We start from the raw sequence: 16,810 nt of genomic DNA, 5'->3' as shown, positions 1-16,810 counted from the left end.
AGGAGTTTTCTTATGAACCAGGAAAATCAAAATTTATATCAGAGCAGTTTTGAGCACGATGCCTGCGGCATCGGAGCTGTTGTCAGTATAGACGGCATCCAGGAGTACAAGATCCTGGATGACGCCCTTACGATCGTAGAAAAACTGGAACACCGCGCAGGCAAAGACGCTACTGGACAGGTTGGTGACGGAGTGGGGATCCTGACGCAGATTTCCCACTCCTTTTTTTCCAAAGCCGCCGCACAGGCAGGCATTTCCCTGGGAGATGAGAGGGATTATGGCGTAGGCATGTTCTTCTTCCCCCAGGACACACTGAAGCGGAATTTTTCCCGGAAAATGTTTGAGGTCATTCTGGAAAAAAGCGGCCTTAGACTGCTTGGCTGGAGAAAGGTGCCGGTCCACCCGGAGATACTGGGAGACTACGCCAGAGAGCGCATGCCCTACATCATGCAGTGCTTTGTGGAGAGGCCGGCGGACTGCCCGAAGGGCATCGACTTTGACCGCCGTCTCTACATCGCCAGAAGAGAGTTCGAGCAGAGCTGCGAGGACACCTACGTGGCCTCCCTCTCCTCCCGCACCATCGTGTACAAGGGCATGTTCCTTGTGGGACAGCTCCGCCGGTTCTACGACGACCTGCAGGATACGGACTATCGCACGGCCATCGCCATGGTCCACTCCCGCTTCTCCACCAACACGACACCCAGCTGGGAGAGGGCTCACCCCAACCGCCTGATCCTCCACAACGGGGAGATCAACACCATCCGGGGCAACGCGGACCGCATGCTGGCCAGGGAGGAGACCATGCACTCTTCTGTCATCTCAGACGACATCGACAAGGTACTCCCGGTCATCGGCAGCAGCGGCTCTGACTCCGCCATGCTGGACAACACCCTGGAGTTCCTCTACATGAACGGTATGGACCTTCCCCTGGCCGTCATGATCACCATCCCGGAGCCCTGGAGGCATGACCGGTACATGGATGAGAAGAAAAAAGATTTCTACCACTACTACGCCACCATGATGGAGCCCTGGGACGGCCCTGCGGCCATCCTCTTCTCAGACGGAGATATCCTGGGCGCTGTGCTGGACCGGAACGGACTTCGTCCCTCCAGGTACTACATCACAGACGACCGGCACCTCATCCTCTCCTCCGAGGTGGGCGTGCTGGATCTCCCGGCGGAGCACGTGGTGGAGAAATCCAGGCTGCAGCCGGGAAAGATCCTCCTCGTGGACACGAAGAAGAAAAAGCTTATCTCTGACGAGGAGTGCAAGGAGTACTACTCCACCCGCCAGCCCTACGGCGAATGGCTGGACCTGAACCTGCTCTACTTAAAGGACATCCCGGTCCCGGGCGGGAAGGTGCCGGTCCACAGCCAGGTGAGAAGGGACCAGCTCTACAAGGTCTTCGGCTACACCTACGAGGACGTGAAGGATGTGCTCCTTCCCATGGCGACAAACGGGTCCGAGGCCACAGCCTCCATGGGGACCGACATTCCCCTGGCTGTGCTGTCGGAGAAGCATCCGCCTCTCTCCCACTATTTTAAACAGCTCTTTGCTCAGGTGACCAACCCGCCTATCGACTCTCTCCGGGAGGAGATCGTCACAGACACCACGGTGTACATCGGCTCAGACGGAAACCTGCTGGAGGAGGCGAGCGGCAACTGTACTGTGCTGGAGGTGAAGAACCCCATCCTCACCGGTGTGGACATGATGAAGATCAAGTCCCTGGACCGCCCGGGCTTTAAAAGCGCCGTGGTCTCCCTTCTCTATTTCAAGAACACCTCTCTTGAGAAGGCGCTGGACCAGCTCTTTGTCAGCTGCGACCGGGCCTACACGAAGGGATCCAACATCATCATCCTCTCTGACCGGGGCGTGGATGAGAACCATGTGGCCATCCCCTCCCTCCTGGCTGTCTCCGCCATGGAGCAGCACCTGATCCGGACAAAGAAGAGGACCGCTGTCTCCATCATCCTGGAGAGCGGCGAGCCCAGGGACGTGCACCAGTTCGCCGCCATCCTTGGCTACGGCGCCCGGGCTGTCAATCCCTATCTGGCTCACGAGTGCATCTCCGAGCTCATAGACAGGGGTATCCTGGATAAGGACTACCACACAGCCATCCACGACTACAACGAGGCTGTGCTCCACGGTATCGTAAAGATCGCGGCCAAGATGGGTATTTCCACCCTCCAGTCCTATCAGTCTGCCCAGATCTTCGAGGCTGTGGGCATCAGCAGGGAGGTCATAGACAAGTATTTTACCAACACAGTCAGCCGGGTGGGCGGCATCGGCATGAAGGATATCAATGACGACGTGATCGCCCGCCACAACAAGGCCTTCGACCCACTGGACCTGGGCGTGGACACTACCCTGGACAGCACCGGCTTCCACCGGCTTCGGAGCGGCGGGGACAAGGAGGACCACCTCTACAATCCGGCCACCATCATCGCCCTCCAGCAGGCCACACAGAACGGCGACTATGAGAGATTTAAGGAATATACAGCCATGGTGGACGACGAGACCCGTCCCCACACCCTGCGGGGGCTCCTCTCCTTCCAGTTCCCGGAGGACGGGGGCATCCCCATCGACGAGGTGGAGCCCGCCTCTGAGATCGTCAAGCACTTTAAGACAGGGGCCATGTCCTACGGCTCCATCTCTGAGGAGGCCCACGAGTGTATGGCTATCGCTATGAACCGTCTGGGAGGCAAATCCAACTCAGGCGAGGGCGGCGAGAAGCCGGAGCGCCTGGGCACAGAGAAGAACAGCGCCATCAAGCAGGTGGCCTCCGGCCGGTTTGGCGTCACCAGCGAGTATCTGGTGAGCGCAAAGGAGATCCAGATCAAGATGGCCCAGGGCGCAAAGCCCGGCGAGGGCGGACACCTGCCCGGGAAAAAGGTATACCCCTGGATCGCGAAGACACGCTACTCCACCCCCGGTGTATCCCTCATCTCCCCTCCGCCTCACCACGACATCTACTCCATCGAGGACCTGGCGCAGCTCATCTACGACCTGAAGAACGCCAACAGGAAGGCCCGGATCGCGGTGAAGCTTGTGTCCGAGGCGGGTGTCGGGACCATCGCCTCAGGCGTGGCCAAGGCGGGCGCCCAGGTGGTGCTCATCTCCGGCTACGACGGAGGAACAGGAGCCGCGCCCCAGAGCTCTATCCATCACGCGGGGCTTCCCTGGGAGCTGGGCCTTGCTGAGACACACCAGACGCTGATACAGAACCACCTGAGGAGCCGTGTGGTCATCGAGACGGACGGCAAGCTCATGAGCGGCCGGGATGTGGCCATCGCCGCCCTGCTGGGAGCTGAGGAGTTCGGCTTTGCCACTGCTCCCCTTGTGACCATGGGCTGCATGATGATGCGGGTCTGCAACCTGGACACCTGCCCTGTGGGCGTTGCCACCCAGAATGAAGCCTTACGCAAGCGCTTTAAGGGCAAACCGGAGTACGTCATGAACTTCATGCTCTTCATGGCCCAGGAGCTGCGGGAGATCATGGCAAAGCTTGGCTTCCGCACACTCTCCGAGATGGTGGGACACACGGAATGCCTGAAGGTTCGTGAGAACTGCAGTATCCCTAGGGCGAAAAAGGTAGACCTCTCAAGGATCCTCTGCTCCGCACCGGAGGGCAGCGCGGTCCACTTCAACCCGGAAGATGTATTTGACTTTGAGCTGGAGAAGACCGTGGACGAGGCCATTCTCCTGCCCCGCTTTGAAAAGGCTCTGAAGACCGGCAGGAAGCACAGCGAGAGCATCCGCGTGAACAGCGTGAACCGCTCTGTGGGAACCATCCTGGGATCCGAGATCACGGCTACCTTCAAGGATACGCTCAAGGATGACACATTCAAGGTACACTGCACCGGAGGCGGCGGACAGTCCTTCGGCGCCTTTATCCCCAAGGGTCTGACCATGACGCTGGAGGGGGACGCCAACGACTACTTTGGCAAGGGCCTGTCCGGCGGCAAGCTGATCGTGTATCCGTCCAGGCGCAGCACCTTTAAGGCCTCCGAGAATATCATCATAGGAAATGTAGCTCTCTACGGCGCCACATCAGGAAAGGCCTATGTCTGCGGCGTGGCCGGCGAGCGCTTCTGCGTCCGCAACTCCGGCGCCACAGCGGTGGCCGAGGGCTGCGGCGACCACGGGCTGGAGTACATGACAGGAGGCTGCGCGGTCATCCTTGGAAAGACCGGCAAAAACTTTGCCGCGGGCATGAGCGGCGGCACAGCCTACGTGCTGGATATGGATCATCAGCTCTACAAAAAGCTGAACAAGGATATGGTGACCATGTCTGAGGTGACAGAAAAGCACGACATCGCCGAGCTGAAAAATATACTGAAGGACTACGAGAAGGAGACCTCTTCCGCTCTGGCAAAGGATATCCTTGAGCATTTCGGAGACTACCTGCCGGGATTTAAAAAGATCCTTCCCAATGATTACCAGCGCATGCTCCACGCCATCAGCAAGTACGAGGAGAAGGGTCTCTCCCACGAAGACGCGGCGCTGGAAGCATTTTACGAGATCCAGAAATAGTCCAAAGGAGGAAGACTGACTATGGGAAAACCAACTGGTTTTTTAGAATATAAAAGAATGGATAATTCGTCCTGTGCTCCGGAGGAGCGCATCAGGAATTTCAATGAATTTCACCCCCCTCTTTCCCCTGAGGAAAGAAGGCTCCAGGGGGCCCGATGCATGAACTGCGGCGTCCCCTTCTGCCAGTCTGCACTGCAGCTGAAGGGCATGGTGACAGGCTGCCCGCTCCACAATCTGATCCCGGAGTGGAACGACGAGGTGTTCCACGGCAACTACTCCCAGGCCCTCTCCCGCCTGCGCAAGACCAGCAGCTTCCCGGAATTTACCGGGAGAGTCTGCCCGGCTCTGTGCGAAAAGGCCTGTGTGTGCGGCATGAACGACGATCCGGTCACCATCCGCGACAATGAGCTCTTCATTATAGAGACAGGATTTGCTGAGGGAAATATGAAGCCCCGCATCCCGGCGGTGCGCACGGATAAAAAGGTGGCCGTGGTTGGGTCCGGTCCTGCCGGCCTGGCAGCCGCCGACCAGCTGGGCCAGAGAGGCCATCATGTGACTGTCTTTGAGAGGGAGGACCGTGTGGGAGGGCTCCTCATGTACGGCATCCCCAACATGAAGCTGGACAAATCCATCGTGCAGCGCCGGGTGGATCTTATGACTGCGGAGGGCATAGAATTCGTGACCGGAGCCAACATCGGCGCCGACATCCCGGCACAGAAGCTGCTGGAGGAGTACGACGCTGTGGTCCTGTGCTGCGGCTCCAAGAGAGCCAGGGACCTAAACGGTGAAGGCCGTCAGGCGGAGGGCATCTACTTTGCTGTGGACTTCCTCACAAGGGCCACAAAGCACCTGCTGGACGGCACTCCCTGGGTGTCTGCAAAGGGCAAAAAGGTCATCATCGTGGGCGGTGGAGACACCGGCAACGACTGCGTGGGAACCTGCATCCGCCAGGGCTGCGCCTCTGTCACACAGATCGAGATGATGCCCAAGGCCCCGGATGAGCGCACCCCATCCAATCCCTGGCCGGAGTGGCCCAAAGTCTGCAAGACCGATTACGGGCAGGAGGAGGCCATCTACTGCTTTGGCCACGATCCCCGGATCTACGAGACGACCATCAAGGAGTTCCTGACAGACGACAAAAACCAGCTCACAGGAGTGAAAACTGTGAAGCTCGCCTTCAAGGACGGAAAAATGACAGAGATTGAGGGAAGCGAAGAGATACTGGAGGCAGACCTGCTCCTCATCGCGGCAGGCTTTACCGGATGTGAGTCCTACGTGTCAGACGCCTTCCAGCTTGACCTCACACCCAGAGGCGTGGCCGCCACTGCCCCCTCCTCCTACAGGACAAACACCGAAAAGGTATTTGCCGCAGGCGACATGCACAGAGGCCAGTCCCTTGTGGTCTGGGCCATTGCCGAAGGCCGGGAATGCGCCAGAGAAGTGGATGAATATCTGATGGGATATACGAATATGTAAGAGAAGTGTCAAAGATGTATTGCCTGTCGGCTCAAAACCGATATGGCAGCTCTTAAAGAAAAGTGTTAGTTGTGTCTTGAATGACGCAGACGCCCACCTTGCTTTGCCGAGCGGATGGGCGTTTTCCTTTTTCTGGATACTGTTTTATTTCCCGCTGCGGGCCAGCTCTCTCATCTCCCTTGCATTCTCAAGGACAGTATCCGTGATCTTTGCGCCTCCCAGTATCCTTGCCAGCTCCTCCACCGACTCTTCGTTGGAGAGCTGGCGGATATCTGTGTGGGTCTTTCCCTCATCCACTGTCTTCTCGATCAGATAGTGGGCATCCGCCTGGGCGGCGATCTGAGCCAGATGGGTGATGCAGATGACCTGATGGGTTCTTCCGATGACAGCCATCTTCTCGGATACTTTCTGGGCCGTTCTGCCGCTGATCCCCACATCGATCTCATCGAAGATCAGGGTGGGGATCTCATCTTTATCTGCCATCACAGTCTTGATGGCCAGCATGATCCTGGACAGCTCACCGCCGGAAGCGACTTCAGCCAGCGGCTTCAGGGGTTCACCGGGGTTCATGGAGATCATGTAGGAGATGTCATCCTTTCCGTTTGCCGTGTACTCCGGCAGACTGGAAAAATCAATCTGGAACCGCACATCCGCAAAATTCAGATCCTTAAGTCCCTCTGTGATCTTCTCGGAAAAGAGAAGGCTCTGCTCCTTTCTGAGTCTTGTCAGTACTGTTGTGTTCTTCTCCAGATGCTTGAGAGCACGCTCATATTTCTCCTTCAGTTCCTCAAGATAGCGGTCATAATCATTCAGGACAAGGAGACGGCTCTTTTTCTCCTCACAGTACGCCCTGATCTGCTCTATTGTACTGCCGTACTTTGTCTTGAGTCGGTTGATCTCATTGAGCCTGTTCTCAGTCTCTGCAAAATCTTCGTCAGAAAAGTCAAGAGACTTTTCGTAGTCTGCAAGCTCTCTGTTGAAATCATTCAGAAGGCTGTCCACTTCCAAAAGCTGGTCGTACAGTTCCTTTGCAGCTTCATCCAGACCTGCTGCTTCGGCAAGACTTCTGATGGCGCGACTCAGAGACTCGCTTGCGCTATCCCCATCTTCGCTGGTGTAGCCGTGGGCTTCATGGACGCCCTCCACAATCTTTCTGCTGTTGACCATGCGCCGGTAGCTCTCTTCCAGCTCCTCGTCCTCTCCGTCCTGCAGAGCCGCCTCCTCGATCTCCCCTATTTCAAATTCCAGGAAGGAAGCCTCTTTGGCCCGCGCGGCCTCATCCTGATCTGCTTCCTCCAGCTCTTTTTTCCACTTCTTGTACTCCTGGAAAGAGACGAAGACTTTCTCTTTTGCCTCCAGGATCTTTTCAGAGGCAAAGGCATCCAGGATCTCCAGCTGTCTCTTCTTGTAGAGGAGAGACTGGTGCTCGTGCTGTCCATGGATGTCGATCAGGATCCCTGCCGCCTCCTTCAGAAGAGAGATGGGCACCGTCTCCCCGTTGATCTTGCTGGTGCTGCGCCCCTCCATGAGCCGCCGGCTCAGGACAACAGTCCCCTCCTCCGGGAAAATATCCAGCTTTTTCAGTCTCTCTTCCTGCTTTTTATCTTCAACAGTAAAGGTCAGTTCCACAAATCCATACTGCGCTCCTTTCCGCAGGATGTCCGTGGAATATCTGGCCCCAAGAGCGAGACTGACCGAACCGAGGATGATGGATTTCCCCGCTCCGGTCTCCCCTGTCAGTATATTCAGCCCCTTTTGGAAGTCAATCTCCACCTCGTCGATCAGGGCGAGATTTTTCACATGTAAATTCTGTAACATACAGCCTCCTGTATCTTCTATAAGCCTTTAAGAAATGATTTTACTGATCTTATCCATGACGGCGATGGTATCATCCACACTGCGGATCACACAGATAATGGTGTCATCTCCCGCCACACTCCCGATGATCTCACTCCACTTCATGGCATCGAGAGCAGCACATACAGCATTGGCCATGCCCACTACCGTCTTGATCACAAGGATATTCTGGGCCATATCCATAGAGGCATATCCGTCTCTCAGTACGCGGATATATTTTTCGCTCATCTCCGATTCACCCTTCTGGTGGACCGCATATTTCTGTCTCCCGTCATCCGTGGGAACCTTGGTCAGTTTCAGATCGCGAATATCCCTGGATACAGTGGCCTGAGTTACCTTAAATCCTTCCTTGTTCAGGTATTCTGCCAGTTCCTCCTGTGTCTCGATCCTGTATTTACTGATGAGTTCTACAATCTTTGCGTGTCGGTTGATCTTCATGGTACTAATTTCCTTTCATCTTTCTGCGCATGATTTCAAGAAAGCTGACTTTGCTCAGCTTCATCAGCTTAGTCACGTGTTCTGATCTGCGTACCAGGATCCGGTCTCCGGTGCGCATCTCCACCACATCCGCGCCGTCAAATGTGGCAAACACTTCCTCTTCTCTTCCGTTTCTCCCCATTCCAATCTGCACAACGATCTCGTCATCCGCAGACAAAACAATGCTGCTTGTATTCAGGGCGTGGGAGCAGATGGGTGTGAGGACGATGAGGGATGCCGTGGGCTCCACCACCGGCCCCCCTGCTGACAGATTGTAGGCCGTGGAACCGGTAGGGGTGGAGATGATCATGCCGTCCGCCTCATAGGAATTCAGAAGAGATCCATTTACATAGAGATCAAAATGTATGACCCTCAGGTTTCCCTTACGTGAGATGACGATATCATTGAGGGCCACATCCGGTTTCATTCCCTGGAAATGTCCCTCCAGCATCATCCTGTCCTCAATATAGTAGTCGCCCTGCAGGATCTGGGCCAATGCTTCCTCCAGCCTGGGCGGGTCTACCTCTGTCAGATATCCCAGCGTTCCCATATTGATGCCAAGGATCGGGATCTCGCTTTTTAATATTCTGGCCACCTCTATAAGGGTTCCGTCCCCGCCGATGACAATGGCGCAGTCCGCGTCTTCCGGGACAGACTCCCGGATGATATTTTTTCTGTCATCCCTTTTTGAGAACAGGCAGGTCTTGCCCGCGCCCTCAAGGATCCGCCGGATCTTCTCGGTTACACGCCCATCCCTGTCTTTCCCATCGTTCGTCACTATATAAAACCGTTCCATCTTCTAACCTCGCAGTGCTTCAAATGCTTCTGACACAACAGTCTTCACATCGATCTTTTCCTCTACAGCCGCCTCCTGTGGCTGGCATTTTTCCAGGTGAACCAGATACTCAATGTTTCCCTCAGGTCCTTTGATAGGGGAGAATGTCAGGTCCAGGACTCTGAATCCGATAGACAGGGCGTAGGCAATCACATTGTCAATGACTTCTATGTGGGTACTCTTGTCCCGCACAACGCCTTTCTTTCCCACTTTTTCTCTGCCGGCCTCAAACTGGGGCTTTATGAGAGCTGTGATCTGCCCATTGTCCGTCAGATAGTCCCGGATCGGCCCCAGCACTTTTGAGAGCGAGATGAAGGACACGTCTATGGAGGAAAAGTCGATAGGCTCACCCAGGTCCTCCGGCTTCACGTAGCGGATATTTGTCTTCTCCATGCAGACAACCCGCTCGTCCTGGCGGAGCTTCCAGTCCAGCTGGCCCCGTCCCACATCGATGGCGTATACCCTGACTGCGCCGTTCTGCAGCATGCAGTCTGTAAATCCTCCGGTGGATGATCCCACATCCGTGCATACCTTGCCCTCCACGGACACATCAAAGCACTTCAGTGCCTTCTCCAGCTTCAGTCCTCCTCTGCTGACATAGGGAAGGGTATGGCCGCGGACTTCGATCTGCACGTCCTCCGGGAAGGTGGTTCCCGCCTTATCTTCCTTCTGCCCGTCCACATACACGATGCCGGACATGATGATGGCCTTGGCTTTCTCCCTGGAACCGGCCAGGTTCCTTTTCACAAGCAATACATCCAGACGCTCTTTCATGGCTGTTCTCCTGTCTATTTCTATCATCCTGTTTGTTTATATTTCTCTCTTGCCGACTGTCTTCCGGGTGCAAGCAAGAATATACTCTGTCACAATGCGCTTTGTCATGGAGGGGGCGTCCAGGAGGACCTCCCTGCGCAGAACGTCCACGCTGCCGTGCTCAATATAGTCGTCCGGCAGCGCCAGGTTCAGCACCTGTACAGGCAGATCATGCTCGGAGACATACTCTGTCACCCGCTCCCCGAAGCCTCCGCAGAGGATATTTTCCTCTATGGTGACGATCAGGCTGTGGTTTTTTGCCAGTTCCTCGATCATCTGCTCATCTACAGGCTTGACGAATCTGGCGTTGACGAGGGTGCAGTTATACCCCGTCTCCTTGATGAGCCTGCGAGTTTTCAGAGCCTCCTCAAACATGTGTCCTACACTCACGATAGCGATGCTCTCCTCCTCGTAGATCACCTCGCTCCTGCCGTACTGAATAGGCGCCCGGAACTCCTCGCAGCCGTCATAGGCTGTGCCCCGCGGATACCTGAGGGCCACCGGACCGTCATAGTCAACGGCAAAGCGGAGCATGTCCGCCAGCTCCCAGCGGTTCTTGGGGGACATGACTGTCATATTGGGAATACCGCCCAGGTAGGACAGGTCAAAGATCCCCTGATGGGTCTCCCCGTCGCTTCCCACAAGACCCGCCCGATCTACCGCAAAGACAACCGGCAGATTCTGCAGTCCCACATCATGTATGATCTGGTCATATCCTCTCTGGAGGAAGGAAGAATACACGGCAAATACGGGTTTGATCCCCCCTGCCGCCAGTCCGGCAGCAAAGGTGACCGCATGGCCCTCCGCGATCCCCACGTCAAAAAACCGTCTGGGAAAGCGGCGCCGGAACTCGGAAAGCCCGGTGCCGTCAGCCATGGCAGCGGTGATGACCGCCACTTTCGGATCCCTTTTCCCTATGTCACAGATTACTTTCGAAAATATATCCGTATAGGTATCTTTTTTTGCAGTCCCTAATGGTTTCCCTGTCTCAATGTCAAATGGTCCGGTGCCGTGGAAGCGGGCCGGCTCCTGCTCTGCAGGCTTGTACCCCTTGCCCTTCTGGGTGAGGACGTGGAGGAGCACAGGCCCCTCTACCTTCTTTGCCTCCCGCAGGGCCCGGCACAGCATGGGAATATCGTGTCCTGGAATGGGGCCTAAGTAAGTGATCCCCATATCCTCAAAAAGCATGCCCGGCACCACAAGCTGCTTGATGCTGTTCTTGGTTCTCCGGATCTGCTCGATAATGGAGTCCCCTGCCACCGGGATCCTGTGCAGGGTGTTGGTAACCCCTTTTTTCAGTCCTGTATAGATGTCGGCTGTCCGGAGCCGGGCAAGGTAATCGGACATGCCCCCCACATTCTCTGAGATAGACATATAATTGTCATTCAGTACAATGATAAAGTTCGTCTTGATCTGGGCCGCGTTGTTCAGCGCCTCATAGGCCATGCCGCCTGTCATGGCTCCGTCTCCAATGACAGAGATGACGCTGTAGTCTTCCCCGAGCAGGTCCCTGGCCTGCACATATCCAAGTCCGGCTGAGATGGAAGTGGAACTGTGGCCTGTGTCAAATGCGTCGCAGGCACTCTCTTTTCTCTTCGGGAAACCGCTCATGCCTCCATACTTGCGCAGATCATCGAACCCGGCTCTGCGCCCGGTCAGGATCTTGTGGGTGTAGGACTGATGCCCCACATCCCAGATCATCTTGTCCTCCGGGAGCTGGAATACCCGGTGCATGGCAATGGTCAGTTCCACCACGCCCAGATTGGAGGCCAGATGTCCCCCTGTCATACTGATCTTCTCTATCAGGAACTGCCTGATCTCGCCGGCCAGCTCCTCCAGCTCCTGGGGCTTCAGTTTTTTAATATCATTTTCTCTCTCGATCCGATCTAACAACATACCTGTCGCTCCTTATTTTTCCCTGTGGATCAGCTTTTCGATGAGCCACGCCAGATACCCGTTTTCTCCGGGAAGCTCTCCAAGAAGCCCCACCGCTTCCATGGAAGCGGACTCCACCAGTCTCCCCGCCTCCGCAAGACCTACCAGGGTCACATAGGTGCTCTTCTCGTTCTTCTCATCACTGTGGACCGGTTTGCCAAGCACCTCGCTTGTGCTGGTCACATCCAGGATATCGTCCTGGACCTGGAAGGCAAATCCTATATTTGAGGCGATCTTCTCCACCTTCTTCACATCTTCATCCGAAGCTCCGGCAAGGATGGCTCCGATCATCATGGAGCTCTCGATGAGGGCTCCCGTCTTCAGTTCATAGATAAAATCCAGGACCTCCCGGGAGACGGCATGTCCCGTCTCTTTCACATCCACCACCTGGCCGCCGATCATACCGTAGATGCCCGCTTTCCCGGCCAGGACACGGAGGGCTCTGCCTGCCAGCAGCGCCTTGTCCGGATACTGCTCAAAAGCCAGGGACGCTGTCTCAAAGGCAAAGTTCAAAAGAGCATCCCCCGCAAGGATCCCCATATCCTCCCCGTAGACTACATGGGTGGTCTTTCGTCCCCTGCGGTACTCATCGTTATCCATGGCCGGCAGATCATCGTGCACAAGAGAGTAGGTGTGGATCATCTCTATAGCCGCCATAAATGGCTCAATGATCCCGCTCTCTCCGCCGAACAGGCGGTAAGTCTCCTGCATCAGCATGGGGCGAAGCCGCTTGCCGCCTGCCATAAGGCTGTACTCCATCGCCTCCATGATGACCTTCTGCATTCCCTCTTTCCGGGGCAGATAATTTTTAAGTATGTCTTCTATCTCCTCTACCTTCCGGTCTCTTTCTCTCTCATAATCTATCTTACTGCAACTCATGGGCCTCTCCTTTTTCATCCAGAACCTGTATCTGTTTTTCCACTCGGTCTATCCTGTCACTGCATGCCTTCAGCATATCCATTCCCCTGTGGTAGAGCTGAAAGGACTTTTCCAGGGAAGACTCTGCCTCCAGCGCTCCCGTCACTGCCTCCAGCTCCGAGAAAAGCTGCTCCAGTGTCTTCTCGTCCTCCACGGGAGCCGTCTGTTCTTCTATTCTCTCTTCCATGCCGTTCCTCCTTCATCCTGCACATCCTCCACTCTGGCCCGGATCACACCGTCCGACACATAGATGTGCAGCTCCATGTCTTTTTCCACCTGGCGGATGCTCTTTACCGCCTCCCGGCTGCCTCCAGACTCCTTCTCCACATAGGAGTAGCCCTGATTCAGCTTTCCGGCTGGGGACAGGCCCCGCATTTTTTCAATATAAATGGCAAGCTGGTGTCTTGCCCTCTGTACCTTCTGTTCGATATCACGCCGCATGGCATCCTCCAGATCCACCAGGATCTGGCGCTTTTCCCGCAGCTTGTTGCCGGGGTGGAGATACTGGAGCCTGGCCTCGTACTTCTGAAGCCGCAGCCGGCTCACCTGGAGCACCCGGTCCATCTGCCGGTTCATCTGCAGAGCCGTCTCCTGCAGGCGCTGGTCAAAGAGCCGGATATCCCACACCGCCAGCTCCGCCGCGGCCGAGGGAGTGGGAGCCCGCAGATCCGCCACATAGTCGGCAATAGTCGTGTCTGTCTCGTGACCCACCGCGGAGATCACCGGCACAGAGCAGTCAAAGATGGCTCTGGCTACCACCTCCTCGTTGAAGGCCCACAGATCCTCGATGGAGCCGCCGCCTCTTCCCACGATCATCACGTCCACGCCGGCCTGCTCCAGCATGCGTATTCCCTTTACAATGCTCTCCTTTGCCCCCTCACCCTGCACCTGGGCCGGGTAGAGGATGAGCTGCACATAGGGGTTCCGGCGCCTGCTGATATTCATGATATCCCGCACAGCCGCCCCTGTGGATGCCGTCACCACGCCCACCCGCATGGCAAAGGGCGGGATGGGCTTCTTGTACTCAGGGGCAAACATGCCCATCTCCTCCAGCTCCTTTTTCAGAGCCTGGAATTTCTCATATAAAACGCCCTCTCCGTCCAGCCGGATCTGCCTCGCGTAGAGCTGGTATGTGCCGCCCCGCTCATACACGCTGACCGAGCCGAAGACGATCACCTGCTGTCCCTCCGCCATACGAAAAGAGAGCCCTCCACGCTGCCCTGCAAACATGACACAGGCAATCGTTCCGGACTCATCCTTCAATGAAAAATATATATGACCCGACGTGTGGTACTTACAGTTTGACACTTCGCCTTTAACGTAAATACGGTTCAGCATGAAATCCTGGGTGAACATATTCCGGATATAGGCATTTACCTGTTTTACTGTATAAACATTTCCCGCCATGATCTGTCAATGCACCTCTCGTCTCAGTCTGCGATCCTGGCCAGAACGCCGTTTATGAAAGAGGGGCTCTCGTCCCCGCCAAACCGCTTGGCAAGCTCCACTGCCTCGTTGATCGCCACAGACACGGGCACGTCATCATCCCACTTCATCTCATAGACAGCCAGGCGCAGTATCGTAAGATCCACCTTGTTCATCCTGGTGGTCTTCCAGCCTGTCGTGTGCTCGTTGATCAGCTTATCAATTTCCTCCTTGTGCTCAGCGACAGCCTGGGCTTTCTTCTGGATATATTCCCTGTCCTTTTCCTTCGCCTCCTCAAGCTGGTCAAAATACAGCTCCAGCTGCTGGGGCATCTCGTCTTCGGCGTTGAACTCCAGTCCAAACACCAGCTTAAATATATGTTCCCTAGACTCTGATCTCTTCACTTACGCTTCCTCCGGAACATCCACGCCCGCGATGCGGATATTCACGTCCGCAACCGTAAGGCCTGTCATATTTTCGATGGCTGCCTTCACCTTCTCCTGCACCTTCTGGCAGATGTCCATGACATTGTAGCCGTACTTCAGGTTCAGCTTCAGGGACACTGTGACGATCCCCTCCAGCACGTCCACCTTCACGCCCTTTGACAGGGACTTCATGCCAAGCTTGCTGATCAGCTCTCTCGTGGCATTGCCGGACATGGACGCCACTCCGTCCACCTCCATGGCGGCAAGGCCGGCGATGATGGCCACCACCTCGTCGGCGATCTTTACTTCGCCGAGATTTTCATCTTCTTTTATTGTATAGGTACTTCTCTCGTCTTTTCCCATAAAAATGCCCTCCATCTATGTGTTACAAATTCACATTACATTATTAATATACATTATAACAAATTTATATGCAAATGCCAACACTTTCTCCTGCGAACAACCTCCGCGTACGAACTCCGCCTCCTACGAGCGGCCGAACTCCGAGAGGACAAGTCCCTCGTTCCGGTCCAGAGTCATGCGGATGCTCCACTCGTTGATAAAGAGGAGCAGGGGACGGTCCTTTAAGTCCTTGATCTTCTTCATGTCCGAAGTGCCCACAAGGCGGTCCAGATCCAGCTCTTCGTTCTCGATCCACCGGATGTGCTCATAGGGAAGCGTCTCCAGGCGGATCTCCACCTTGTACTCATTTTCCAGTCGGTACTTGAGCACGTCAAACTGCAGGACGCCCACCACGCCCACGATGATCTCCTCCATACCGGTGTTGTACTCCTGGAAGATCTGGATGGCTCCCTCCTGGGCGATCTGACTGATCCCCTTGATAAACTGCTTTCTCTTCATAGTGTCCACCTGGCGAACCCTCGCAAAATGCTCCGGCGCAAAGGTGGGGATCCCCTCAAAGGCAAACTTCTCCGGGGAGGCAGTCAGGGTATCTCCGATGGAGAAAATGCCCGGGTCAAATACGCCGATAATGTCCCCCGCATAGGCGTTCTCGATGATCTTTCTCTCGCTGGCCATCATCTGCTGAGGCTGGGAGAGACGCACCTTTTTCCCTCCCTGGATGTGATGGACTTCCATACCGGCGTCGAATTTGCCGGAACAGATGCGCATAAAGGCGATCCTGTCCCTGTGGGCCTTGTTCATGTTGGCCTGGATCTTAAACACAAAGGCCGAGAAATCCGGCTCCTCCATGGGATCGATGTCCCCCTTGTCAGATTTTCTCGGAAGCGGGGATGAGGTCATGTCAAGGAAGTGCTGCAAGAAGGTCTCCACGCCGAAGTTGGTCAGGGCAGAGCCGAAAAATACCGGCGACAGCTCGCCCCGGCTGACCAGCTCCTGGTCAAACTCGGCGCCCGCTCCGTCCTGGAGCTCGATCTCCTCCTCTAGCTGCAGTCTCTGGTTGTCGTCAATGAGCCAGGTGATCTCCGGGTCATCGATCTTCACCTTCTTGACCTCTCCCTGGGTGGTTCCTTTCTTTGTGTCGGAGAAGAGCTCCACCTCTCTCTCCTTCCGGTCGTACACGCCCTTGAAGCTCTTTCCCGAGCCGATGGGCCAGTTGATGGGGCAGGTGGCGATGCCCAGTTCGTTCTCGATGTCGTCCAGCAGCTCAAAGGTGTCCATGGCCTCCCGGTCCATCTTGTTGATAAAGGTAAAGATGGGGATGTGTCGCATAGTGCAGACCTTGAACAGCTTTCTCGTCTGGGCCTCCACACCCTTGGAGGCGTCGATCACCATGACGGCTGAGTCCGCTGCCATCAGAGTCCGGTAGGTATCCTCCGAGAAGTCCTGGTGTCCCGGTGTGTCCAGAATATTGATACAGTATCCGTCATACTCAAACTGCAGGACAGAGGAGGTGACAGAGATACCTCTCTCCTTTTCGATCTCCATCCAGTCCGACACGGCGTGCTTTGCTGTGGCCTTTCCCTTTACGCTTCCCGCCTGGTTGATGGCTCCTCCGTACAGCAGGAACTTCTCTGTCAGGGTCGTCTTTCCCGCATCCGGGTGGGAAATGATGGCAAAGGTGCGGCGCCTTTTGATTTCATCTTTCATCTGTTTTGTCAATTCCGGCATGATATAAGCTCTCCTCTATATTTCA

General features: G+C 55.6%; 13 protein-coding genes. 2 read left to right on the top strand and 11 right to left on the bottom strand.

Annotated features, from left to right (window positions below; genetic code table 11):
* Positions 1-12: 12 nt before the first annotated feature.
* The gene (gene gltB / locus Q5911_RS02110; protein WP_303180613.1) at positions 13-4,533 is read left to right on the top strand and encodes a glutamate synthase large subunit; all 4,521 of its coding nucleotides are present in this window, start codon (positions 13-15) and stop codon (positions 4,531-4,533) included.
* Positions 4,534-4,554: 21 nt separating this feature from the next.
* Positions 4,555-6,009, top strand: a complete 1,455-nt coding sequence (locus Q5911_RS02105; RefSeq protein WP_303180610.1) for a glutamate synthase subunit beta — start codon at positions 4,555-4,557, stop codon at positions 6,007-6,009.
* Positions 6,010-6,153: 144 nt separating this feature from the next.
* Here the strand turns inward: Q5911_RS02105 and recN are convergent, their stop codons facing one another.
* From recN to Q5911_RS02050, 11 genes are all read right to left on the bottom strand, one after another.
* Positions 6,154-7,827, bottom strand: a complete 1,674-nt coding sequence (recN, locus tag Q5911_RS02100) for a DNA repair protein RecN (RefSeq protein WP_076777487.1) — start codon at positions 7,825-7,827, stop codon at positions 6,154-6,156.
* Positions 7,828-7,854: 27 nt separating this feature from the next.
* A complete protein-coding gene (argR, locus tag Q5911_RS02095; protein ID WP_076777488.1) occupies positions 7,855-8,304 on the bottom strand; it encodes an arginine repressor in 450 nt (149 codons plus the stop codon).
* A gap of 4 nt (positions 8,305-8,308) precedes the next feature.
* On the bottom strand, positions 8,309-9,139 hold the full coding sequence (locus Q5911_RS02090; RefSeq protein WP_303180606.1) for an NAD(+)/NADH kinase: 831 nt from the start codon (positions 9,137-9,139) through the stop codon (positions 8,309-8,311).
* Positions 9,140-9,142: 3 nt separating this feature from the next.
* On the bottom strand, positions 9,143-9,952 hold the full coding sequence (locus Q5911_RS02085) for a TlyA family RNA methyltransferase (RefSeq protein ID WP_226393996.1): 810 nt from the start codon (positions 9,950-9,952) through the stop codon (positions 9,143-9,145).
* A 36-nt stretch (positions 9,953-9,988) separates the two neighbouring features.
* On the bottom strand, positions 9,989-11,887 hold the full coding sequence (gene dxs, locus Q5911_RS02080) for a 1-deoxy-D-xylulose-5-phosphate synthase (RefSeq protein ID WP_226393995.1): 1,899 nt from the start codon (positions 11,885-11,887) through the stop codon (positions 9,989-9,991).
* A gap of 12 nt (positions 11,888-11,899) precedes the next feature.
* Positions 11,900-12,805 (bottom strand): polyprenyl synthetase family protein, encoded by a 906-nt coding sequence (locus Q5911_RS02075; RefSeq protein ID WP_076777492.1) that lies wholly within the window; start codon positions 12,803-12,805, stop codon positions 11,900-11,902.
* The gene (gene xseB, locus Q5911_RS02070; RefSeq protein WP_076777493.1) at positions 12,792-13,031 is read right to left on the bottom strand and encodes an exodeoxyribonuclease VII small subunit; all 240 of its coding nucleotides are present in this window, start codon (positions 13,029-13,031) and stop codon (positions 12,792-12,794) included. Before xseB ends, Q5911_RS02075 begins: the two co-directional genes overlap by 14 nt.
* Positions 13,016-14,251 carry an exodeoxyribonuclease VII large subunit gene (xseA, locus tag Q5911_RS02065; protein WP_303180602.1) on the bottom strand — a complete coding sequence of 412 codons (1,236 nt, stop codon included), beginning with the start codon at positions 14,249-14,251 and terminating at the stop codon, positions 13,016-13,018. The genes xseB and xseA overlap by 16 nt, the downstream gene beginning before the upstream one ends.
* Before the next feature lie 23 nt (positions 14,252-14,274).
* Positions 14,275-14,673, bottom strand: a complete 399-nt coding sequence (gene nusB, locus Q5911_RS02060) for a transcription antitermination factor NusB (protein WP_303180600.1) — start codon at positions 14,671-14,673, stop codon at positions 14,275-14,277.
* Positions 14,674-15,057, bottom strand: coding sequence for an Asp23/Gls24 family envelope stress response protein (locus Q5911_RS02055; RefSeq protein ID WP_033125536.1), 384 nt, complete (start codon positions 15,055-15,057; stop codon positions 14,674-14,676).
* 123 nt (positions 15,058-15,180) lie between these two features.
* Positions 15,181-16,785, bottom strand: coding sequence for a peptide chain release factor 3 (locus Q5911_RS02050; RefSeq protein WP_303180597.1), 1,605 nt, complete (start codon positions 16,783-16,785; stop codon positions 15,181-15,183).
* Between the last annotated feature and the right edge of the window lie 25 nt (positions 16,786-16,810).

The organism is Lachnoclostridium phocaeense (assembly GCF_959599685.1).
Taxonomy (GTDB): Bacteria; Bacillota; Clostridia; order Lachnospirales; family Lachnospiraceae; genus Claveliimonas; species Claveliimonas monacensis.
This window is presented reverse-complemented; position numbering and strand designations above follow the sequence as displayed.